Source organism: Halorhodospira neutriphila (assembly GCF_016584055.1).
In the GTDB taxonomy this organism is placed as follows: domain Bacteria; phylum Pseudomonadota; class Gammaproteobacteria; order Nitrococcales; family Halorhodospiraceae; genus Halorhodospira; species Halorhodospira neutriphila.
On the sequence record NZ_NRSH01000001.1, the window covers coordinates 34,320 to 54,713 of the forward strand.

Below are 20,394 nucleotides of genomic sequence, written 5' to 3' on the forward strand. Positions count from 1 at the left end.
TATTTAAGCTCAGAACTGCGGTTTTTGTCTTTTTCTGAGATCGTAGTTTTTGGTCTAGGTGTTGCGACCTGCGTGATCATATACCGCCGAGGAGTTATGCTCTCTTCCAAGCCCGGTTGGCGTTGCAAGAGCTGGGCGAGAGCCTGAAGGCGGAAAGACGAGGTCGGTGACATGGGCGGAGCGACCATCCACAAGCAATCCCGCACGACGCCGCAGCTGCGCGAGGAGATCCGCAACTCGCCGCTGTCGGAGCGGGCCCTTGCGGAGAAGTACAACATCAGCCGCGCGACGGTGCGCAAGTGGAAGTACCGGGAGACGAGCGAGGACCGGAGCCATCGTCCGCACCGACTGCACACGGCGCTCACCCCGGCGCAGGAGGCCATCGTGGTGGAGCTGCGCCGGACGCTGCTGCTCGCCACCGACGACCTGCTGGTGGTCGTGCGTGAGTTCATCAAGGCGGACATGGTTCGCTCGGCGCTGCAGCGGCTGCTGGTCCGCCACGGGGTCTCGCAGCTCAAGGAGCTGATCCCGCGCCCGGAGGGCGAGGCGCAGCCGCCGAAGACGTTCAAGGACTACCAGCCGGGCTACGTGCACGTCGATATCAAGTACCTGCCGGAGATGGCCGACGAGCAGGGGCGCACGTACCTGTTCGTGGCCATCGACCGAGCCAGCCGCTGGGTCTACCTGGAGCGCCACCGCGCGAAGTCGCGCAAGTCGGCCGTGCGCTTTCTCAAGCGGCTCCACGAGCAGGCGGCGTTTCGGATCCACACCCTGCTCACGGACAACGACCTGGCCTTTACGGACCGCTTCACCCAGAAGGACCGACGCCCCTCGGGGCGACACGCCTTCGACGCGCTGTGCGCCCGCTACCGTATAGAGCACCGCCTCACGCCGCCGCGCAGCCCCCAGACCAACGGGCTGGTGGAGCGCTTCAACGGCCGGATCAACGAGATCCTGCGCACGACCCACTTCGACTCGGCCGCCGATCTCGACTCGATGCTCTGGCACTATCGCCGGCTCTACAATCACCACATTCCCCAGCGCGCACTCGGGCACATCACCCCCGTCCAAAAGCTCAAGCGGTGGTACGAGGAGCAACCCGAGTTATTTCGTAAGCTGGTATATGACCAGTCAGGTCTTGACATCTAGGGAGTCGGCTATACTGTTCCCACCGCCATCGCCCGAAACCGCTCACTCCGCCCCTGCAGCTCCTCGAATCCGCCCGCAGCCGTAATCTGCCCCTTCTCCAGCAGCACCACCTGGTCGCAGTTACGCACGGTGCTCAGGCGGTGAGCGATGAGGATGATGGTCTTCTGGTAGTGCAGGGCATCGATAGCCTCCATCACGGCCTTCTCGGTGACCGTGTCGAGGGCGCTGGTGGCCTCGTCGAAGACCAGCACGCTGGGGTCGTGGTAGAGGGCGCGGGCGATGCCGATGCGCTGGCGCTGGCCGCCGGACAGGCGCACGCCGCGCTCGCCGACGATCGTCTCGTACTGCTGCGGCATCTCCTGCATGACGAAGTCGTGGAGCTGCGCCATGCGCGCGCAGCGCTCGACCTGCGCGTGGTCGATCTGCTCGGGCGGCACGCCCAGGGCGATGTTCTCGGCCACCGAGGCGTCGGTGAGGAAGATCTCCTGCGGTACGTACCCTAGCGCCTGCTGATAGGCGCGAAGGCTCGCGTCCGTCACCGGCTCGCCGTCCACGGTGATGGCGCCCTGGGTGGGGCGTAGCAGCCCCAGGATGACGTCCACCAGGGTGGTCTTGCCGGCACCGGTGCTGCCCACCAGCCCCACGGCGCTGCCCACGGGGATGTGCAGGTCGATGCCGTCCAGCGCCGGGGCCGGGGCGTTGGGGTAGGTGTAGGTCACCCCGTCCAGCGCCACCGCCCGCTGCGGGATCAGCGGCGCTGGGGCGCGCTTGCGGATCTCGGCGAGCTCCTCGCGCCGGTGCAGGTCGTCGTGGACGCTGTCCATCGCTGCACCGCCGAAGCGTAGTTGAGCCGCGCCCTGGTAGAGTCGCTGTGCGGCGGGGAGCATGCGGTAGCCGGCGAAGGCGTAGAGCCCGAGCACCGGCAGGACCTCGCCCAGCGCGCCGCCGGTGGCGCCGCCGTGGGTAGCCATGAGCACCAGGGTCAGGGCGATGATGCCGCCGAAGGCCACCGCCTCGATGACGAACTTGGGCACCTCGGCGAGCGTCTGGCTGGTAGCCTGGTGCCTGGCGAAGCGGGTCGACGGGCCGCGGAAGCGCGACAGGTAGGCGTGCTCGCGGCCGAGGAGCTTGATGTCCTTGATCCCGCCCAGGGCCTCGCCGGCGGCCTGGAAGCGCTCCTGGTTGGCCCGCACCCGGTCGCGGCCGATGCGGTCCAGGAAGCCGCGGATCGTCCAGTAGATGAGGGCGTACATCCCGCCGAGGACCGCCGCCGCGCCGGCGGCGAGGACCGGATCGATGGCCACCAGTAGGGTGACGATGGCGATCAGCACCACGCCGTAGGCCACGGCATTGAGTCCAGGCCTGATGACCTGCCCTAAAAGCTGCTGCGTCTCCGTGAGGATGTTCTTCGACATGTCGCCGCTGTGGCGGTTGAGGAAGAAGGCGTAGGGCTGGCGCAGGTAGGTCTCCAGCAGCCGCTCGCTGAGGCTGTGCATGCGCATCATCGCCCAGCGGTTCATGGCGTAGATGGTCACGGAGCGGAAGGCGGCGGAGAAGACAATCAGCGCGAAGGCGCCGGCGCCGAGGGCGAGGAGGAACTGGTCCACCGACGCGAAGCCGAGCCCCTCGTAGGCCCGGCTGAGGAGGGGGTTGGTGGTCACCGTCTCCGGGTTGCCGAGGACGCTGAGGAACGGCATCACCGAGGCGACGCCGGCGGTCTCGAGCAGGGCCATGACGACGACCATGCCGAGGACTACGGCGCCGCGGCGCTTCTCCTGGCGGCTGAGCAGGCTGAGGAGTTTCTTGAGCAAAGGGGCTCCCTTCGGCGGGGGTCGGGTTCGGGCCGTGGGCGAGGGCTATGGGCCCGGCGGCGTCGGGGGCGTGCCGGGCCTTTCCGCCTCGTCCCCGGCCTCGTCGGCGGCCGGCTCGCCGCCGGGCTCGGCGGCCTCCACCTCCGCGCGCAGCGCGTCGATCTCCGCCATCAGCCGCTCGTGCTCGGCGCGCTTGCGCTGCAGGTGGCGGTAGGCCAGGCGCGTCTTCTCGCGCACGCCGGCGGGGGTGAGCTGGTAGAGGTAGCGGCGCTTGTCGCTCGCGTGGGAGAAGTTCTCGAGCTTGATCCAGCCGCGCTCGAGCACCGAGCGCACGGCGTAGTGGGTCTTGCCGACGGACAGGCCCAGCTCGCGGGCGAGCTGGCGCTGGCTGAGCTGGGGGTTGTCGCCGAGCAGGCGCAGGACGCGCAGCTGGAGCTCTTCGGGGTCCATGGGGTCGTCGCTAATCTCGGGGGCCGCGGGCGGCCGGGATCGGGCGTTCGGGCACGCTACCGCCGGGACGGTGACGCCTGAGGAAGGCCCGCCCGGCGAGGGGTGTTCGGATTGTGAGCGAATATGGAATCACAGGTGGGGCGAGGGGGCAAGCGCACTCTCCCGACCTCAGAGGAACTCCGCAAAGACCGCCTGCAGCGCCCGCAGATCGTCCAGGTGATGCTGGAGGATCTCGTAGACCTGGTGCCGATCCAGGTCCAGATAGGCGTGGACCAGGATGTTCCGGAAGCCGATCATCCGCAGCCAGGTCTCCGCGAGCTCGGCATCCAGGTAGCCCTGCTGCTGCAGGATCGCGGGGATGTCCCGGCTCTTGTCCACCGGGCCGAGCCCAAGGTCCGCGATGACGTGGTTGCCCAGGTCCAGGAAGGCCTCGAGCGAGAGCTGCAAGAAGCGCTCGGCTGCGCCGTACCGCTCGGGCTCCTCAAGGAAGGTGGTCTCGCTGTAAGTCGCGAGGCGCTCGAGGACGCTCAGATGCTCGGTCAGCGCATCAAGACGCCGGCGGATGATCTCGGCTTGCACCACGCTGGAGCCTCCGTTTCAGGGCGGCGCGCTGGACGCGTAGATACGGCTCGAGGTCCCAGTATTCGCGGACGATGCGGGAGAAGTAGGTCCCGCGCTGGAAGTCGGGCCGCGCATAGATCAGGCAGTTGTGGCGGACGGCCTCGAACTGCAGGGCCGGATCGGCACGATCCAGGAGGACCAGGTCGATGCGCTCGAGGCCGGCGCGGGTTAGCTCCGTCAGAAGGTCCAGGCGTTGCGCCTCGAGGCGCTCCGGCGGCCCGGCGAGGCCCAGGTCGATGTCACTGTCGGCCCGAGCGCGCCCCGTCGCGTGGGACCCGAATAGGAAGGCGGCCTGCACGTCCGGGAAGGCCTCCAGGACGGGCTGGACGGCCTGCTGGATGGCCTCGATGCGATCTTGTGTCATGACGTCATGGTAACGCGCAGTGCGCATGAACGCGCAGCTGGTGTGAGGGAGGCAACCGCCGGGGCTCTATCCGTGGAGCAGGCACTCTTGGGGCGTCAGCGGGGGCGGGGCGAGTCCCGTCAGCTCACCTGCTCGCAGGAGTCGGACTGGGCGATGGGTATGCCCTGCTCCCGTGCGATGGCGGCGACGGCTTTCAGGGGGTGTGCCGGATCCTGAACGACCAGGTCCACGGGCCGGTCGAGGGCCTCCTCAAGGCTTGGTCGAAGATCGCGCGCTACGGCAGCCCGCTGTGTGGCATCCGCGCCCTCGAGCTCCAGATAGAGGTCCACATCGCCGCCCCGGGCCTGCTCATCAAGGCAGGAGCCGAAGACGCGCAAGCGCCATATGAGGTCGGCCGGCAGGTGACTGTGGCAAACGGAGCGGATCGTGGCTTGCTCGGCGGGTGTTAATCGCACGACGTTACTCCATGCTTGTCTTGGGCGTACTGGGCACATCGCTGTGCAACGCTCAGCAAGGGGGGCGTCAGCTGCCAAGCGGCGTTCAGGTTTGCCGCCTTCTCACCATGATCGTCTGGGTACTCGTGGGCGAACTGGTTGCGGACCTCCCGGATCTGTCGCCACTGCGCGGCGTCGAGGATGCCACGACGTTCCATCAGCGCGATCCGCTCGCGGGTGGTCAGCTCCTGCCCGGAGGTCTCGTCCTCATCCGCCATCGCCAGGCTGCGGAAGGTCGTGCGTCCGAGCATGTCCTGGAGGTCAGCGAACCGCGTACGGAATGCGTCTAGGCCCATCGCCACCTCCACGGGCAGCATGTCCGGGTCGAACTGCTCGGGGTCAAGGGGGAAGTGCGGGCGCAGCACCTCGATGGCCTGCTCGAGGCGGTATGCAAGGCGTTGGGTCGCCCGCAGCTGATGGGCTAGAGCCGTGGTGTTGGCCATGTTACAGACTGACTCAGATAGGCGCAGACGTTCCGGAAAGCGAGCATCCGCGGTGCATGGGGCGGTCGCTGGTCTCAGGGCTTCGGGCGGCCGGGGTAGGGCGTTCGGGCACGCTACCGCTGGGACGGTGGCGCCTGAGGGAGGCCCGCCCGGGGAGGATAGTTCAGTTTGTGAGCGAGCATGGAAGCACAGGTAGAGTGAGGGGGCAACCGCCGGGTGCTGAGCGCGCTCGGCGCTATCCGCGAAGCAGGAACTCCTGGGGCGTCAGCGCGGGTACGGGCGAGCCTTTAAAGTCCTTTGGAGGACGTCCAGCAGGACGTTGAGATCGAGCATGATCACGAGCGGTGCTTCTCAGCTAGATGATCGCGGTATGCCTGCTCGGCATCGAGATCGGCCGGCAGCAGCCCGGTGATGGCGTCCAGCTCGGCGCTCGGCGTATGTCGCTCGAGCGCCCTGAGCTGGCGCAGGTGACGGTCGATGACCTCGGTCATGCTGATGCCGTGCGCCTTGGCGTACGCCTTCGCGAACTCGACGTCCTGCTTCGGTAGCCGGATGGTGATTTTCGTGGTTTCCTGCTCCATCCAGAGGCCTCTGGTGTACGGCTTAATTGTTTAAAGTGTACGGCACCCTGCGGGGCGAGGGAAGCCCAGGATCCCATCACGCAGGATGCGGTGCACCAGGTCGACCGGTGCCTGCTCGATGTCACGGCGCTCCTTCATGGGGCAGTTGCTGGTCTTGGGGGTCGCGGCTATGGGCGGGCGTTCGGGCGCGCTCCGTTCTCACTGCTCGCGCTCATCCCACGGGCTTATCACGGGCGTGGGTAGGTCGTTGAAATGTTTGATGTTGCGAGTGGCCAGGGTGGCGCTGTGAACGATAGCGATGCCGGCAATGAGGGTATCCCGCGTATCGACGGGGCGTCCGCGGAGCTTACGCTCCGCCGCTAGCTGGGCGGCCTGATTGGCGGCACGCACGTCGAGGACGGCGATCCGGTTGGCAAGGTCATAGCGGACAACCTCCTCAAAGCGCTCCTGCAGTAGGGCTTTCCGCCGTCCTTCGTCGAGCAGCTCAAGCCCATACCGCGCCTCGAACAGTGTGATGCTGCTGATCCAGACAGCTTCGGCCGGCTGGCTGTCCAGCCACTCCACGACCCTGGCGTCGGGGCGGCGCTGCATCAGTGCCGAGAGCACGTTGGTGTCGATGATGATCATGTGTCGAAGGGCATCGGATCTGCCTCATCGCCCCGCAGCTCTGGCAGTGGCTCGTCGAGGCCTGTGCCCGTAAAGCGTGCGGCTATGCGTGAGCCAAGCTCGACCGGGGCGGTAGGCGTCTCATTGACGGCCCGGCGCAGGATCTGGCGGATTTCCTCTTCCGTGCTCCATCCGTGTTGTCTTGCGCGATGCTTGAGAGCCTCTTTGATGTCGTCCTCAAGGTTCCGAACGATGACCTGGGCCACGGCGTACCTCCCGCTCAACCTGTACATGCCTGCCATGCACGATATCACGATATCATGTGTCGGGCAGTCGCTAGTCTCGGGAGTGTGGGCGCCAGAGTAGGGCGTTGAGGCACGCTACCGCCGGGACGGTGACGCCTGAGGAAGGGCCGCCCGCTCATCTCATCGTCCATGAGCTGGAGATGCTGTCATTGCTCACGGCTTTTCGGCTCCGACCAGTCGCGGGTCGACCGTGATGCGCTCGTGCCAGACTTGCGACAAACGGGTCATGCTGGTGTGTTCAGGGTTCAGTACGATGTTCCGTTCCTCGGCTACTGGAATGATGGCCGAAGGTGCGACTAGGGCCACGGTCTCGCCGGTGTTGAGCCAATCCGCGCCGAGTCGCCGCACGGTCTCGGCGACAGGGTACGTACGCCAGTTCTCTGGGAGATCGCCAAGCTCGAGCCGGGTTATCGGTTCATCGGCTGGGAGCTCGTAGGCGATCGCGACCAGCTCTGGCGGCGCATCGCCTGGGTCAACATGCGCGAGCCATTCGAGGACGGCGAGAGACAGCGTCGTCGATGTGTACACGGCCGCTTGCCCTGGATGATTCCAGCGTCCGCCGAAGCGCCGAGCCCCTTCGCCGGAGAGCGCCTGTTCAGCACGACGCGGTAGCACTACGCGCCACAACCGCACCGATTAGCTCCAGACACCCCAGTCGATTCGTCCGAGGACGTTGCGGACTTCCTCGTAGCCGGCCTCGGTGGCGATCAGATCCAGCGGGCGTGCCCCGCCGAGCGTACGGTTCTCCCGATGTAGCCAGCTCGCCGCTTTCGCGCGGGAGCCGAGCACCTCGGTCGCCTCGCACAGTATGACTGCCGCCCGCCACAGTCGGTCCGTCTCGCCGGGTGACAAGCGCGCCTCGGTCTGCTCGCGGCGTTGCAGCGTGCGTTTTTTGATCCCGAGGAGCTGTGTCAGATCCTCGCTGGAGAGATCGTAGTAGGCTGCGAATCGGCGAATCGCTTTGCCCTCGATGCCCTTGGCGAGCAGTCGATGGACGTCGAGAGCCGATTGGACGTCGGCTCTGACTGCTGCCGAGCGGCCGAGGCTTTCGAGAATCCCTTCGTAATCGGGTTGCGCGGTTGCCTCCATTGGGCCTTGCCTTCTCTGCCATCGTGTCACGCCACCACGTCATGATGGCACGGCTGTCGATGTCTGGTCACCGTAGGTCGATAGTTGCCGGATGCACGCCGACGTCAACGCGGCGTGGCCGAGGGGGGAAACCACCTGAGGCAGGGATACACAGCCAGGGAACATGGTACGGTTAATAGAGGACCAACCAGGCAGCGGCCCCGTCCGCTGACCGCCCGGCAGCACTGGAGCGAGAGACCCCATGAGCGAGGAGCAAGACCCGAGCAAGCGCGGCGAGTCGCACCACCTCCTGCGCGGCTACGAGCGCATGCTCGAGCGCCTGCGCGAGCGCTTCGCCCACGGCGAGGGCCAGCAGCACGCCCCGCGGCTGCGCGAGGCGCTGGAGCACGTCAAGGAGCGGGCCGTGGCCCTCGGCGAGATGACCCGGGAGGAGGCCGAGCACGTCGGCGAGTACCTGCGCCGCGACGTCGAGGAGGCCGGCGGCTGGCTCGCCGCCCGGGGCCGCGACCAGCACCTCGGCGACTGGCTGCGCATGGACCTGCAGATGCTCGAGAGCTGGCTCTGGGAGGCCTTCTCCTCGGTGGCGGACCGCACGGAGCTGGAGCTGCGCGGCTTCACCACCACCGGCGAGCCGAGCGTCTACCACACCGGCGAGATCGCCGGCCCGGGGACGCTGGTCTGCATGGCGTGCGGCCGTGAGGTGACCTTCGCCCGCCCGGCCCACATCCCGCCGTGCCCGGGCTGCCACCACACCCAGTTCGTCCGGCCGACACAGGCCGGGGAGTCCGGCGACCAGCCCGAGGAGTAGGCGACCCCGCCGGATGTCCGTGGACGCCGCGCGCGGCCTGATCCCGCTGGCCCTGGCGGCGGCGCTGCTCGCCGGCTGCGCGAGCGCGCCCCCGGAGCGGGAGCCGCCGGTGGACCTGGCGTCGGCCTTCTCCCGCTCCGGCTCGGCGCAGGTGCCTGAGCGCTGGTGGCAGGCCTTCAGCGATGAGCGGCTCAACGACCAGGTGGCCACGGCCCTGCGCGGCAACCTCGACCTGCGTAGTACCTGGGAGCGCCTGGAGGCGGCGCGGGCGGTGCTCGACCGCGAGTCCGCCGGGCTCTTCCCCAGCCTGGAGGGCTCGGCCCAGGCCCGGGAGCGCGATCCGGAGCCGCGCGGCGACGAGACCCTGCGCCTGGGGCTGAGCGCCGAGTACGAGGTGGACCTGTGGGGCCGGATCCGCGCCGGGGTCGAGGCCGAGCGCCGCCGCGCCCGGGCCCTGCGCGCCGACTACCGGGCCGCGGCGCTCTCCCTGGCGGCGGAGGTCACCCGGGGGTGGTACCGGCTCGCCGAGGCGCGGGCGCGGCTGGCGCTGCTCGAGGAGCAGATCGAGACCAACGCCCAGCAGCTGCGCCTGGTGCGGGTCCAGGTGGCCAACGGCCAGGCCCGCCGCGCCGACACCCTGCGCCAGCGCCAGCTCCTCGAGGCGACCCGGGAGCGGCGCTACGCCGTGCAGGCGCAGATCCGCACCCTCGAGCACCAGCTGGCGGTGCTCCTCGGCCGCCCGCCCCAGGAGGGGCTCGACGCCGAGGCGCTCCCCGCGGCGCTGCCGGCGCTGCCCGCCCTGCCGGAGACGGGGCTGCCCGCCGAGCTCGTCCAGCGCCGCCCCGACGTGCGCGCCGCCTTCCACCGGCTCCAGGCCGCCGACCGCGACGTGGCCGCCGCCGTGAGCCGCCAGTTCCCGCGCCTGACCCTCACCGCCGAGGCGGCGGCCTCCGACGAGGGCGCCAGCGCCCTCTACGAGGACTGGGCCCGCACCCTTACCGCCGGGCTGGTGGCGCCGCTATTCGACGCCGGCGAGCGCCGGGCCCAGGTCGAGGAGGCGCGGGCCGTGGAGCGCCAGCGCCTCGCCGAGTACGGCCAGGCCGTGCTTACCGCCTTCCAGGAAGTGGAGGACGCCTTGATCCAGGAGCGCAAGCAGGGCGAGCAGGTCCGCAGCCTGCGCCGCCAGGTCGCCGACGCGGCCCAGGCCCACGAGGCGCTGCAGCGCCAGCACCGCAACGGCACGGCGAGCTATCTCGACGTGCTCAGCGCCCGCACCCAGGAGCAGCAGCTGCGCCGGGACCTGCTCGCGGCGCGGCTGCAGCGCCTCGAGTCCCGCATCGCCCTCTACCGGGCCCTGGCCGGGGGCTTCGCGACGGAGCGGGAGGCGGCGTCTTGAGCGCAGGGGGCGAGGCCGGCCAGGCGCGCCGCGGCGGGCTCGGCCGGCGGGCGACGCTGCTGGCCGCCGCCGGGCTGATCGGCGCCGGGGCGGCGGTGGTGGCGGTCATCCTCAATACCGAGCCCACGGCCACCCGGGAGTCGGCGCGCAAGGAGACGGCCATGCTCGTCGAGGTCACCGAGGCGCGCGAGGGGACCTTCCGGCCGCGCTTTACCGCCACCGGCACGGTGCGCCCGGCCCGGGAGGTAATCCTCCGCCCGCGGGTGGAGGGCGAGGTGGTCGAGCGCGCCCCGGCCCTCGACCCCGGCGGGGTCGTCGAGCAGGGGCAGACGCTGCTGCGCCTCGATCCGGCCGACTACGAGAGCCGCCTGCGCGAGCGGCGCAGCGAGCTCGCCCAGGCGCGCTCGGAGCTGCGCCTGGAGCGGGGCCAGCAGCGCGTCGCCGAGGCGGAGTACGAGCTCCTCGAGCAGGAGCTCACCCCCGGTAACCGCGCCCTGGTGCTGCGCGAGCCGCAGCTCGAGGCGGCCCGCGCCCGGGTCGAGGCGGCCCGGGCCGCCGTGGAGCAGGCGGAGCTGGCCCTGGCGCGGACCACGCTGCGCGCGCCCTTCGACGCCCAGGTGCTCAGCCGCGAGGTGAGCGTCGGCTCCCAGGCGGCGCCGGGCGATGCGCTGGCGCGGCTGGTGGGCACCGAGACCTACTGGGTGGAGGCCACGCTCCCCGTGGACCGGCTGCGCTGGCTGGCCTTCGTTGCCGAGGGGGCGGGGGAGGGCGCCCGGGTCCGCCTGCGCGACCGCAGCGCCTGGCCGGCGGACGCCGCGCGCACGGGGCGGCTCGAGCGGCTCATCGGCGAGCTCGGCGAGCGGACCCGCTTGGCCCGGGCGCTGATCGCCGTCGACGACCCGCTGGCCCGCGGCGAGGGGGCGGCGGAGCGGCCGCGGCTGCTGCTCGGCGCCTACCTCGAGTGCCGCATCCGGGGCCGGCCCCTGGACGGCGTCGTCCGCCTCGAGCGCGAGCACCTGCGCGAGGACGAGACCGTCTGGGTCTACGACGACGGCGAGCTGGCCATCCGCGAGGTGGCGATCGCCGTGCGCGACGCCGAGTACGCCTATATCCGCTACGGGCTGAGCGGCGGCGAGCGGGTGGTCACCAGCGACCTGGCGGCGGTGCGCGAGGGCGCGGCGCTGCGCCTGAAGGGCGCGGCGGCGGACGAGGCGCCGGCAGAGGAGGGCGGCGGCCGTGGCTGAGCCGCGGGGCGGCGGTCCGGAGGAGGGGCTCGGCGGCGTCATCGGCTGGATGGTCCGCAACCCCATCGCCGCCCACCTGCTGACGGTCCTGCTCCTCGCCGGCGGCGTCTGGACGGCGCTGCAGATGCAGAAGGAGGTCTTCCCGCAGTTCCAGCTCGACGTGGTGGAGGTGCGGGTCAGCTACCCGGGCGCCTCGCCGGCGGAGGTGGAGCAGGGGATCCTGCTGCCCGTCGAGGAGGCGGTGCGCGGCATCTCCGGCGTCCGCGAGGTGACCTCCACCGCCCGGGAGGGCTGGGGGCGGGTCCAGCTCGAGCTCGTCGCCGGGACCGACCGGATGAAGGCCCTCCAGGACGTCGACCAGGCGGTGGGCACCATCCGCACCTTCCCCGACGAGGCCGAGCGCCCGGAGGTGGAGCTGCAGTCGCGCCAGCGCAGCGTCGTCGAGATCGGCCTCTACGGCGGGGTGGATACCTGGTCGCTGCGCCAGCTCGCCGAGCGGGTCCGCGACCGGCTGCTCAGCGAGCCGGCCATCACCCAGGCCGAGCTCGGCTACGTCCCCGGCTACGTCACCCACATCTCCATCCCGCAGCAGCGGCTGCGCGCCCACGACCTCACCCTCGGCGAGGTGGCGGAGACCATCGCCCGGGCCAGCCGCGACACCCCGGCCGGCGCCATCGACACCAGCGAGGGGGAGATCCTGCTGCGCCTGGCGGCGCGCAAGCAGTGGGCCGAGGAGCTCGCCCGGATCCCGGTGGTCACCGGCGAGTCCGGCGCCGTGGTGACCCTCGGCGAGATCGCCGAGATCGAGGACGGCTTCGAGGAGGCCGGCTTCCACTCGCAGTTCAATGGCCACCCGTCGGTGGAGCTGGAGGTCTTCCGCACCGGCACGCAGTCGCCGCTGGCCGTCGAGGCGGCGGTGCAGTCGGTGCTCGCCGAGCTGGAGGCGGAGCTGCCCGCCGGGGTCGAGGCGCGCATCGACAGCAACCGCGCCGAGGACTTCCACGAGCGCCTCTCCCTGCTGCTCGAGAACGGCGCCCTGGCCTTGGTCATCGTCCTCGGCATCCTCGCCCTGTTCCTCGAGCTGCGCCTGGCCTTCTGGATCATGACCGGCATGACCCTCGCCTTCGTGGCGGGGGTGGCCCTGCTGCCGTGGCTGGGCGTGAGCATCAACATGATCTCGATGTTCGGCTTCCTGGTGGCGCTGGGGATCGTCGTCGACGACGCCATCGTCGTCGGCGAGAACGTCTACGAGCGCCGCCAGGCCGGCCTCGGCCCCCTGGCGGCGGCCGCCGAGGGGGCGCGGGAGATGGCCGCGCCGGTGACCTTCGCCGTGCTGACCAACATCGTCGCCTTCCTGCCGCTGCTCTTCCTGCCGGGGACGACGGGGAAGTTCTGGTGGCCCCTGCCGGTGGTGGTGATCACCGTCCTCGCCCTGTCGCTGCTCGAGGCGCTGTTCATCCTCCCGGCCCACCTCGGCCACAGCCGCGGCGGCGGGCTGGGGCGCCGCGCCGGCGGGTGGCTCCACCGCGGGCAGCGCGCCTTCGCCGAGGGCTTCAGCGCCGGCGTAGAGCGCTACTACCGCCCCCTGCTGCGCGCCTGCCTGCGCAACCGCTACCTCACCCTGAGCGGGGCGCTCGCCGGGCTGCTCGTCGTCGGCGGCTACGCCTACAGCGACCACATGGGGATGATCATGATGCCGGAGGTCGCCGCCGACGAGATCGAGGCCGGCGTCTCCCTGCCGGTGGGCACCACCGACGAGCAGGCGGCGCGTACCGCCGAGGCGCTCACCGCGGCGACGCGCCGGATGTACGAGGCCCACGGCCTCGGCCAGGTCGCCGAGGGGATCAAGACCAACGTCCGCGGCCAGGACTTCATCGACGTGGAGATCGTCATGCGCCCGCCCACCGAGCGGGAGATGACCGCCGGCGAGGTCATCGCCCTGTGGCGCGACTCCATCGGCGATATCGAGGGGGTGGACCAGATCACCTTCGAGGCCGAGCGCGGCCCCGGTGGCTGGCGCGACGATATCAGCGTCGACCTCAGCCACGCCGACGTCGAGACCCTGGCCGCGGCGAGCCAGGCGTTCCGCCGCCAGGCCGAGGCCTTCACCGCCACCCGCGACGTCCAGGACAGCTACCGCAAGGGCAAGGCGCAGCTCGACTTCACCCTGACCCCCGAGGGCTACGCCCTGGGGCTGACTCCGGAGGCGGTGGGCGAGCAGGTGCGCAACGCCTTCTACGGCGCCGTGGCCCTGCGCTACCTGCGCGGGACGAACGAGGTGGAGGTGCGGGTCAAGCGCCCGGAGGCCGAGCGCCGCGGGCGCGAGCACCTCGAGGACCTGGTGATCCGCACGCCGGCGGGCACGGAGGTGCCGCTGCTCGACGTCGCCCGCGTGGAGCGCGGCCAGGCCTACAGCGCCATCGACCGGCGCAACGGGCGGCGGGTGGTCACGGTGGGGATGGATGTCGAGCCCAAGCCCGAGATCGGCCGGGTCCTCGGCGCCCTGAAGACGGAGGTCCTGCCGCAGCTGCGCGCCGACTACCCGGGGCTGACCTGGAGCTTCCAGGGCAGCCAGGCCGAGATGCGCGACTCCACCCAGGCCCTCTGGGGCGGCTTCGCCTTGGCCATGGTGGCCGTCTACGCCCTGCTCGCCGTCGCCTTCGGCAGCTACAGCCAGCCGCTGATCGTCATGGCGGCGATCCCCTTCGGCCTCGCCGGGGCGGTGCTCGGCCACATCCTGCTCGGCTACGACCTGTCCCTGGTCAGCCTCATGGGCGCCGTGGCCCTCTCCGGGGTGGTGGTCAACGGCTCGCTGATCATGACCGTCTACGCCAACCGCCGGCGCGGCGCCCTCGACGCCTTCGCGGCCATCGAGGAGGCCGGAAGCCGGCGCTTCCGGCCCATCCTCCTGACCACGCTGACCACCTTCGGCGGCCTGGCGCCCATCATCCTCGAGACCTCGCGGCAGGCCACCTACCTGATCCCCATGGCGGTCTCCCTGGGCTTCGGGATCGTCTTCGCCACGGCGGTCACGCTGGTGGTGGTGCCGAGCCTCTACCTGGCGCTGGAGGATCTGCGCGGCGGTCCTGCGTAGGGCGGTGTAGGGCAGCAGGGTAGCCGAACGTGGTTGCCGGCGCTCGCGGAACGAACTCGTGCCGCTAGAGGGGCATTGTAAGGGGCGCTTGCGAGAGTGCTTAGCGGGAAAGGGAGGGGAAGCTGGAGCGGGTGATGGGATTCGAACCCACGACCCCAACCTTGGCAAGGTTGTGCTCTACCACTGAGCTACACCCGCTGTGTCGCTACAGGTGTGCATTCTACAGAGTGTGGCGCCGGCGTCAACACCTCCTGCGCAAGAGCGGTCCGCCCGGGTGGTGGTCCACCACCCAGGCGGGTTGCTACATGGGCCCAGGCGCTACGGCCTAGGTGCTCGCCCGGCGGCGGCGCAGCGGGCCGGCCGCCAGGGTCGCCAGGCCCAGCCCGAGGATCGAGGCCGTGCCGGGGAGGGGGACGTTGTTGACCTCTGTGCTGATCTTCTCCACCACGGCGTTCTCGAAGTCCTCGAACGTCTCGGCGGTGAAGACGGCGCTGTCACTGCCCGCCGGGGCGCCGATGACGTTGTTCCGGTAGTAGTCGGTGAGGCTGATACCGGTGTTCTCCTCGATGGGGAGGCCGTTGATGATCATGCCCTCAGCGATCGCCCGGTCGCGGGCGTCGGCAGGCTCGCCCAAGGTGTTGTCGGTGCCATCGCCTGAGATGTCGATGACCTGCCGCTCCTGGGCGACGAAGTCGTTGGTCTGGATGGCGTTAATAGACCAGTCGATCGCCTGGGAGATCCCCGTAAGACCGCTGGAGGAGCGCGACGCGGCGTCGATGGCGTCGGCGAAGCTGTTCGCCTCGGTGGGCGAGGAGATCTGTGTCCACCCGACCTGCGGGGACTGCTGGTTTGCGCTGGACCACTCCATGTAGGTCACGGCGATGCTCCCCAGCGCCCCGTTGGTGATGGCGTCGTGCACCTGCGGGTTGCGGAACGCCGCCGCGTACCCGTCCTTCTGGGTCTCGTAGCGGGGGTTGTTGATGCTGCCCGAGACGTCGACCCCCAGGACGAGCTCGTGGTCGACCGGGATCGGCTGGGCCCAGGCCTGCGTGGGAATGGTGATGGCGAAGGCGATCGCGCCGCCGATCAGCGAAAGGTTTGTCCGTCTCATGGTGATTGCTCCTGATCCTTGTCCTTGCTCCTTGTGGACCTCTTTAGAGGGGGGCGTGGCGGGCATTGCAAGTGTCGTGCCGCTATACATTAAGCGTTGATTTCACGGGATCTTTTGCGGAGCGGGTGGAGGCGCTGAGCCGGGATGTGTAAACAGGGTCGACGGAGGAGGGCGGACAGGCGTCGGAAGGCTTGACACTTCCGGCCTGGGGGCGGGCCGTTCGGCGTTCCCTGGGGCTACAGCTGTAAGGGGAGTCGACGGAGGCGGGTACCCGCCCGGCGTCGACCTCGCCTCGCCGGTCGGGCGATAATCGCGGCGGGGGCGGTACCCCGCCCACCGGCAACGCCCTTGGCGAGGAGGCCCTATGGGCTCGGCTGTTGAGCTCTACGAGAAGCTGCGCTCCGCCCCCGACGATCAGACCCGCGCCCGGCTGATCGCCGAGGCCTTCGAGCAGATGGAGGAGCGCTACCCGGAGATCACGGACCTGGCCACCGCCAGCCACGTCCGCGAGAGCGAGCTGCGCCTGCAGAAGGAGATCGAGCAGGTCCGGGCGGAGCTCAAGACGGATATCGAGCGCCTGCGCGGCGAGATGCACGAGGCGGACGGGCAGCTGCAGAAGGAGATCGAGCAGGTCCGGGCGGATCTCAAGACGGACATCGAGCGCCTGCGCGGCGAGATGCACGAGGCGGACGGCCAGCTGCGGAAGGAGCTCGAGCAGCTGCGCACCGAGATGCACGCCATGGACGGCCGGCTGACCAAGGAGATCGCGCAGCTGCGCAGCGAGATGCACGCCATGGATGGGCGGCTGACCAAGGAGATCGAGCAGGTCCGCGCCGAGCTCGCCCACACCAAGGTGGAGGTCCTCAAGTGGACCGCCGGGATGCTGGCGGTCCAGCTCGGCCTCTTCGGCGCCTTGGTCAAGCTCCTGGTGCCCTGAGCGGCCTCCAGCGTCGACGCCGGGGCCCGGCCCCGGGCGGCACGGGGCCCGCGCCGCGCGCCTGGACGAGCGTGCCCTGTTGCCACAAGATAGTCGCCTTATCCGCAGCCCCGTCCGGCCCGCCAGGGGCCGCCTTGCCGCGGGGGCGCCACGACACAACGGAGCGAGCAGCCGGAAGGTATGGACGAGCAGTATCGACCGCAGCAGATCGAGGCCGAGGCGCAGGCGTACTGGCAGGAGCACGACAGCTTCGCGGCGCGGGAGGACGACCCGCGGCCGAAGTACTACTGCCTGTCGATGTTCCCCTACCCGAGCGGGCGGCTGCACATGGGCCACGTCCGCAACTACACCATCGGCGATGTGGTCAGCCGCTACAAGCGCATGCAGGGCTACCACGTCCTGCAGCCCATGGGCTGGGACGCCTTCGGCCTGCCCGCCGAGAACGCCGCCATGGAGCGCGGCGTGCCGCCGGCGGCGTGGACCCGCGAGAACATCGCCGCCATGCGCGAGCAGCTCAAGGGGCTGGGCTTCGGCTACGACTGGTCCCGGGAGCTGGCCACCTGCGACCCCGAGTACTACCGCTGGGAGCAGTGGCTCTTCACCCGGCTCTACCGCAAGGGGCTGGTCTACCGCGACACCGCCGTCGTCAACTGGGACCCGGTGGACCAGACGGTGCTCGCCAACGAGCAGGTCATCGACGGCTGCGGCTGGCGCTCCGGGGCGGTGATCGAGCACCGCGAGATCCCGCAGTGGTTCCTGCGCATCACCGACTACGCCGACGAGCTCGTCGACGCCCTCGACGGCCTGGCGGGCTGGCCGGAGCAGGTGCGCACCATGCAGCGCAACTGGATCGGCCGCTCCGAGGGGGTCGAGCTGACCTTCGAGCTGGCCGGCCGCGACGAGCGGCTGAGCGTCTTCACCACCCGGCCGGATACCCTCTACGGCGTCACCTACATGGGGCTGGCCCCCGAGCACCCGATCAGCCTCGAGCTGGCCGAGCAGGACCCGGCCATCGCGGCGCTGGTCGAGGAGGCGCGCACCGGCGGCACCTCCGAGGCCGAGCTGGCCACCCGCGAGAAGCGGGGCGCGCCCACCGGCCTGGCGGCGCTCCACCCGCTCACCGGCGAGCGCATCCCCGTCTGGGTGGCGAACTTCGTGCTCATGGAGTACGGCTCCGGCGCGGTGATGGCCGTCCCCGCCCACGACCAGCGCGACTGGGAGTTCGCCCACGCCTACGGGCTGCCCATCCGCGACGTGGTCCACCCGGCCGACGGCAGCGAGCTGGACCTCGGCGAGGGCGCCTTCAGCGACTACGGCGTGCTCGTCGGCTCCGGGCCGTTCACCGGCATGCCCTCGGAGCGCGCCTTCACGGCCATCGCCGAGCGCCTCGAGGCCGAGGGCCGCGGCCGGCGGCGGACGCAGTACCGGCTGCGCGACTGGGGGGTCTCCCGGCAGCGCTACTGGGGCGCGCCGATCCCCATGGTCCACTGCGAGCACTGCGGCGCCGTGCCGGTCCCCGACGAGGACCTGCCCGTGACCCTGCCCGAGGACGTCGAGATCACCCCGGGCGGCGGCTCGCCGCTCAAGCGCATGCCCGCCTTCTACGAGACCACCTGCCCCGCGTGCGGGGCGCCGGCGCAGCGCGAGACGGACACCTTCGACACCTTCATGGACTCCTCCTGGTACTTCCTGCGCTTCGCCTGCGCCGGCCAGGAGGGGGCCATGCTCGACGGGCGGGCGGACCAGTGGACGCCGGTGGACCAGTACATCGGCGGCATCGAGCACGCCGTGCTCCACCTCCTCTACGCCCGCTTCTTCCACAAGCTGCTGCGCGATGAGGGCCTGGTCGGCTCCGACGAGCCCTTCACGCGGCTGCTTACCCAGGGGATGGTGCTCAAGGACGGGGCGAAGATGTCCAAGTCCAAGGGCAACATCGTCGACCCGCAGGCGCTCGTCGACCGCTTCGGGGCGGACACGGTGCGGCTGTTCACCATGTTCGCCGCGCCGCCGGACCAGTTCCTGGAGTGGTCCGACTCCGGCGTCGCCGGGGCCCACCGCTTCCTGCGCCGGCTCCACGGCCTGGTCCGCGACCACCTCGCCGGCGGCCCGGCGCCGGCGCTCGAGCCGGCGGCGCTGAGCGACGAGCAGCGCGCCCTGCGCCGCAAGGTCCACGAGACCATCGCCAAGGCCTCCGACGACATCGGCAAGCGCTTCACCTTCAACACCGCCATCGCCGCGGTCATGGAGCTCTCCAACGCCCTGGGCAAGGCGCAGGGGGACGCCAGCGACGCCGGCCGCGCGGTGATGCAGGAGGGCCTGGAGACGGCGGTGCTCCTGCTCGCGCCGATCACCCCGCACCTGTGCCACCACCTCTGGCACGCCCTCGGCCACGAGACGCCGGTGGTCGACGCCGCCTGGCCCCAGGCCGACCCGCAGGCCCTCGAGCGCGACGCGGTGGAGCTGGTGGTCCAGGTCAACGGCAAGCTGCGCGGCCGGGTGACGCTGCCGGCCGACGCCGGCGAGGACCAGGCCCGCGAGGCGGCCCTGGCCGAGCCGAACGTCCAGCGCTTCGTCGAGGGCAAAGAGCTCAAGAAGGTCGTCTTCGTGCCCGGCAAGCTCGTCAACGTGGTGGTCGGCTCTTGAGGCGTCTGGGGCGCCTGGCCCTGGTCGCCCTCCTCGCCGGGGCGCTCAGCGCCTGCGGCTGGCAGCTGCGCGGCGGCTCCGGCGGGCTCTCCCTCGACGGGCAGGCGGTCCAGGTGGTGGACGAAGCCGGCAGCGCGGCGCTGCGCCGGGCCGTGCGCAGCGGCGTCGAGGGGGCCGGCGGGCGCCTGGCTTCGGGCCCGGAGGCTGCCGACCTGGTGCTGACGCTCCACGGCCAGGGCTCGAGCCGGGAGGCGGTCTCGGTGGGCGTCAGCGAGGGGGAGCGGGAGTACCGGCTGCGCTACCGGATCGACTACAGCGTCCGCGAGCCCGGCGGCGAGGCGCTGATCGCCCGGGAGACGGCGGGTGCCGAGCGGCGCTTCACGGACCCGGCGGGCGGGGCGGATCAGCGCCGCTCCCGGGAGGCGGAGCTGGCCGCGGAGCTGCGCGACGAGGCGGTCCAGATGCTGATGCTGCGGCTCCAGGCGCTGTAGGGATGGCCGCCGAGCGCCCGGAGGCCCTCCACCGCCGCCTCGAGGCCGGCGAGCTGCCCCGGGTGTGCCTGATCGCCGGCGAGGAGCCGCTGCTCCAGCGCGAGGCGGCGGACGGGGTGCGCCGTGCGGCCCGGGAGGCCGGCTATACCGAGCGCGAGGTCCTCGACGTTGAGGCCGGCTTCGACTGGTCCCGGCTCACCGAGGCGGCGGGGACGCCCTCGCTGTTCGGCGACCGGCGGCTGCTGGAGCTGCGCATGCCCGCGGGCAAGCCGGGCCGCGAGGGCGCCGAGGCGCTGCAGGCGTACTGTCGGGCGGTGCCGCCGGATACGGTGCTGCTGGTCACCTGCAACCGGCTCGAGCGCTCGGGCCGGGAGTCGGCCTGGGCGCGGGCGCTGGCCGAGGCGGGGGTCTTCGTCTACTGCTGGCCGGTGCCGGCGGAGCAGATGCCGCGCTGGGTCGAGCAGCGCCTGCGCCGGGGCGGGCTAGCGCCGGAGCGCGAGGCCGTCGAGCTCATCGCCGAGCGCGCCGAGGGCAACCTCCTCGCCGCCGATCAGGCGGTGGAGAAGCTGCGGCTGCTCGTCGGCGCCGGCGCGGTGGGGGTCGGGGAGGCCGAGCAGGCCCTCGCCGACAGCGCCCGCTACGGGGTCGACGACCTGGCCGACGCCGCCCTCGACGGCGAGCTGGCGCGGGCGCTGCGCATCCTCGCCGCCCTGGAGGAGGAGGGGGTGCAGCCGCCGCTGATCCTCTGGGCCCTGGC

Annotated in this window: 21 protein-coding genes and 1 tRNA gene; 9 read left to right on the plus strand and 13 right to left on the minus strand. The window is 70.9% G+C overall.

The window, feature by feature from the left end:
- Positions 1–171 precede the first annotated feature (171 nt).
- Positions 172–1,149 (plus strand): IS481 family transposase, encoded by a 978-nt coding sequence (locus tag CKO13_RS00200; protein WP_200255675.1) that lies wholly within the window; start codon positions 172–174, stop codon positions 1,147–1,149.
- An 8-nt stretch (positions 1,150–1,157) separates the two neighbouring features.
- Here the strand turns inward: CKO13_RS00200 and CKO13_RS00205 are convergent, their stop codons facing one another.
- The 11 genes from CKO13_RS00205 to parS all read right to left on the minus strand — a co-directional run bounded on the left by CKO13_RS00205 (position 1,158) and on the right by parS (position 7,913).
- Positions 1,158–2,960 (minus strand): ABC transporter ATP-binding protein, encoded by a 1,803-nt coding sequence (locus CKO13_RS00205; RefSeq protein ID WP_242467806.1) that lies wholly within the window; start codon positions 2,958–2,960, stop codon positions 1,158–1,160.
- A gap of 45 nt (positions 2,961–3,005) precedes the next feature.
- Positions 3,006–3,410: a MarR family EPS-associated transcriptional regulator gene (locus CKO13_RS00210; RefSeq protein WP_200255676.1), complete on the minus strand. Its 405-nt coding sequence runs from the start codon at positions 3,408–3,410 to the stop codon at positions 3,006–3,008.
- A 168-nt stretch (positions 3,411–3,578) separates the two neighbouring features.
- Entirely contained in the window at positions 3,579–3,992 is a 414-nt protein-coding gene (gene hepT / locus CKO13_RS00215; RefSeq protein WP_200255677.1) for a type VII toxin-antitoxin system HepT family RNase toxin, read from the minus strand.
- Complete coding sequence (mntA, locus tag CKO13_RS00220) at positions 3,958–4,395, minus strand: type VII toxin-antitoxin system MntA family adenylyltransferase antitoxin (protein ID WP_200255678.1); 438 nt, start codon at positions 4,393–4,395, stop codon at positions 3,958–3,960. Before mntA ends, hepT begins: the two co-directional genes overlap by 35 nt.
- A 119-nt stretch (positions 4,396–4,514) precedes the next feature.
- Positions 4,515–4,850, minus strand: a complete 336-nt coding sequence (locus tag CKO13_RS00225; protein WP_200255679.1) for a nucleotidyltransferase family protein — start codon at positions 4,848–4,850, stop codon at positions 4,515–4,517.
- Positions 4,841–5,332, minus strand: coding sequence for a hypothetical protein (locus CKO13_RS00230; protein WP_200255680.1), 492 nt, complete (start codon positions 5,330–5,332; stop codon positions 4,841–4,843). The genes CKO13_RS00225 and CKO13_RS00230 overlap by 10 nt, the downstream gene beginning before the upstream one ends.
- Before the next feature lie 335 nt (positions 5,333–5,667).
- Positions 5,668–5,913: a DUF6364 family protein gene (locus tag CKO13_RS00235; protein WP_200255681.1), complete on the minus strand. Its 246-nt coding sequence runs from the start codon at positions 5,911–5,913 to the stop codon at positions 5,668–5,670.
- Between the two features lie 198 nt (positions 5,914–6,111).
- Complete coding sequence (locus tag CKO13_RS00240; RefSeq protein ID WP_200255682.1) at positions 6,112–6,540, minus strand: type II toxin-antitoxin system VapC family toxin; 429 nt, start codon at positions 6,538–6,540, stop codon at positions 6,112–6,114.
- Complete coding sequence (locus CKO13_RS00245; protein ID WP_200255683.1) at positions 6,537–6,785, minus strand: FitA-like ribbon-helix-helix domain-containing protein; 249 nt, start codon at positions 6,783–6,785, stop codon at positions 6,537–6,539. Before CKO13_RS00245 ends, CKO13_RS00240 begins: the two co-directional genes overlap by 4 nt.
- A 192-nt stretch (positions 6,786–6,977) precedes the next feature.
- Positions 6,978–7,457, minus strand: a complete 480-nt coding sequence (locus CKO13_RS00250; RefSeq protein ID WP_200255684.1) for a type II RES/Xre toxin-antitoxin system toxin — start codon at positions 7,455–7,457, stop codon at positions 6,978–6,980.
- Between the two features lie 3 nt (positions 7,458–7,460).
- Positions 7,461–7,913: a type II RES/Xre toxin-antitoxin system antitoxin gene (gene parS, locus CKO13_RS00255; RefSeq protein ID WP_200255685.1), complete on the minus strand. Its 453-nt coding sequence runs from the start codon at positions 7,911–7,913 to the stop codon at positions 7,461–7,463.
- A gap of 241 nt (positions 7,914–8,154) precedes the next feature.
- On the opposite strand from parS, the gene CKO13_RS00260 reads away from it, so the two are divergent.
- Genes CKO13_RS00260 through CKO13_RS00275 form a run of 4 tightly spaced genes read left to right on the plus strand, consistent with a single transcriptional unit; the run spans position 8,155 to position 14,455 of the window.
- Positions 8,155–8,721, plus strand: coding sequence for a zinc ribbon-containing protein (locus CKO13_RS00260; protein WP_200255686.1), 567 nt, complete (start codon positions 8,155–8,157; stop codon positions 8,719–8,721).
- Positions 8,722–8,734: 13 nt separating this feature from the next.
- Positions 8,735–10,117 (plus strand): efflux transporter outer membrane subunit, encoded by a 1,383-nt coding sequence (locus CKO13_RS00265; RefSeq protein WP_200255687.1) that lies wholly within the window; start codon positions 8,735–8,737, stop codon positions 10,115–10,117.
- Positions 10,114–11,361 (plus strand): efflux RND transporter periplasmic adaptor subunit, encoded by a 1,248-nt coding sequence (locus CKO13_RS00270; RefSeq protein ID WP_200255688.1) that lies wholly within the window; start codon positions 10,114–10,116, stop codon positions 11,359–11,361. Before CKO13_RS00265 ends, CKO13_RS00270 begins: the two co-directional genes overlap by 4 nt.
- Positions 11,354–14,455 (plus strand): efflux RND transporter permease subunit, encoded by a 3,102-nt coding sequence (locus CKO13_RS00275; protein WP_200255689.1) that lies wholly within the window; start codon positions 11,354–11,356, stop codon positions 14,453–14,455. Before CKO13_RS00270 ends, CKO13_RS00275 begins: the two co-directional genes overlap by 8 nt.
- Before the next feature lie 123 nt (positions 14,456–14,578).
- On the opposite strand, the gene CKO13_RS00280 is transcribed toward CKO13_RS00275, so the two are convergent.
- Both CKO13_RS00280 and CKO13_RS00285 read right to left on the minus strand, forming a co-directional pair.
- A tRNA-Gly gene (locus CKO13_RS00280) sits at positions 14,579–14,653 on the minus strand.
- A 127-nt stretch (positions 14,654–14,780) separates the two neighbouring features.
- The gene (locus CKO13_RS00285; RefSeq protein WP_200255690.1) at positions 14,781–15,566 is read right to left on the minus strand and encodes a DUF1194 domain-containing protein; all 786 of its coding nucleotides are present in this window, start codon (positions 15,564–15,566) and stop codon (positions 14,781–14,783) included.
- Positions 15,567–15,930: 364 nt separating this feature from the next.
- Between CKO13_RS00285 and CKO13_RS00290 the strand changes: the two genes are divergently transcribed.
- From CKO13_RS00290 to holA, 4 genes are all read left to right on the plus strand, one after another.
- Positions 15,931–16,503 carry a coiled-coil domain-containing protein gene (locus CKO13_RS00290; protein ID WP_200255691.1) on the plus strand — a complete coding sequence of 191 codons (573 nt, stop codon included), beginning with the start codon at positions 15,931–15,933 and terminating at the stop codon, positions 16,501–16,503.
- 180 nt (positions 16,504–16,683) lie between these two features.
- Positions 16,684–19,146 (plus strand): leucine--tRNA ligase, encoded by a 2,463-nt coding sequence (gene leuS / locus CKO13_RS00295; RefSeq protein ID WP_200255692.1) that lies wholly within the window; start codon positions 16,684–16,686, stop codon positions 19,144–19,146.
- A complete protein-coding gene (locus CKO13_RS00300) occupies positions 19,143–19,637 on the plus strand; it encodes an LPS-assembly lipoprotein LptE (RefSeq protein ID WP_200255693.1) in 495 nt (164 codons plus the stop codon). The genes leuS and CKO13_RS00300 overlap by 4 nt, the downstream gene beginning before the upstream one ends.
- A gap of 2 nt (positions 19,638–19,639) precedes the next feature.
- On the plus strand, positions 19,640–20,394 hold a 755-nt coding region (holA, locus tag CKO13_RS00305; RefSeq protein WP_200255694.1), incomplete at its 3' end, for a DNA polymerase III subunit delta.

What these genes read in the sequence shown, in the direction of transcription:
- CKO13_RS00210 (WP_200255676.1), bottom strand. Translation starts at nt 3,410, where the DNA reads ATGGACCCCGAAGAGCTCCAGCTGCGCGTCCTGCGCCTGCTCGGCGAC.
- CKO13_RS00235 (WP_200255681.1), bottom strand. Translation starts at nt 5,913, where the DNA reads ATGGAGCAGGAAACCACGAAAATCACCATCCGGCTACCGAAGCAGGAC.
- CKO13_RS00230 (WP_200255680.1), bottom strand. Translation starts at nt 5,332, where the DNA reads ATGGCCAACACCACGGCTCTAGCCCATCAGCTGCGGGCGACCCAACGC.
- leuS (WP_200255692.1), top strand. Translation starts at nt 16,684, where the DNA reads ATGGACGAGCAGTATCGACCGCAGCAGATCGAGGCCGAGGCGCAGGCG.
- CKO13_RS00240 (WP_200255682.1), bottom strand. Translation starts at nt 6,540, where the DNA reads ATGATCATCATCGACACCAACGTGCTCTCGGCACTGATGCAGCGCCGC.
- mntA (WP_200255678.1), bottom strand. Translation starts at nt 4,395, where the DNA reads ATGACACAAGATCGCATCGAGGCCATCCAGCAGGCCGTCCAGCCCGTC.
- CKO13_RS00260 (WP_200255686.1), top strand. Translation starts at nt 8,155, where the DNA reads ATGAGCGAGGAGCAAGACCCGAGCAAGCGCGGCGAGTCGCACCACCTC.
- CKO13_RS00285 (WP_200255690.1), bottom strand. Translation starts at nt 15,566, where the DNA reads ATGAGACGGACAAACCTTTCGCTGATCGGCGGCGCGATCGCCTTCGCC.
- CKO13_RS00200 (WP_200255675.1), top strand. Translation starts at nt 172, where the DNA reads ATGGGCGGAGCGACCATCCACAAGCAATCCCGCACGACGCCGCAGCTG.
- CKO13_RS00265 (WP_200255687.1), top strand. Translation starts at nt 8,735, where the DNA reads ATGTCCGTGGACGCCGCGCGCGGCCTGATCCCGCTGGCCCTGGCGGCG.
- parS (WP_200255685.1), bottom strand. Translation starts at nt 7,913, where the DNA reads ATGGAGGCAACCGCGCAACCCGATTACGAAGGGATTCTCGAAAGCCTC.
- CKO13_RS00290 (WP_200255691.1), top strand. Translation starts at nt 15,931, where the DNA reads ATGGGCTCGGCTGTTGAGCTCTACGAGAAGCTGCGCTCCGCCCCCGAC.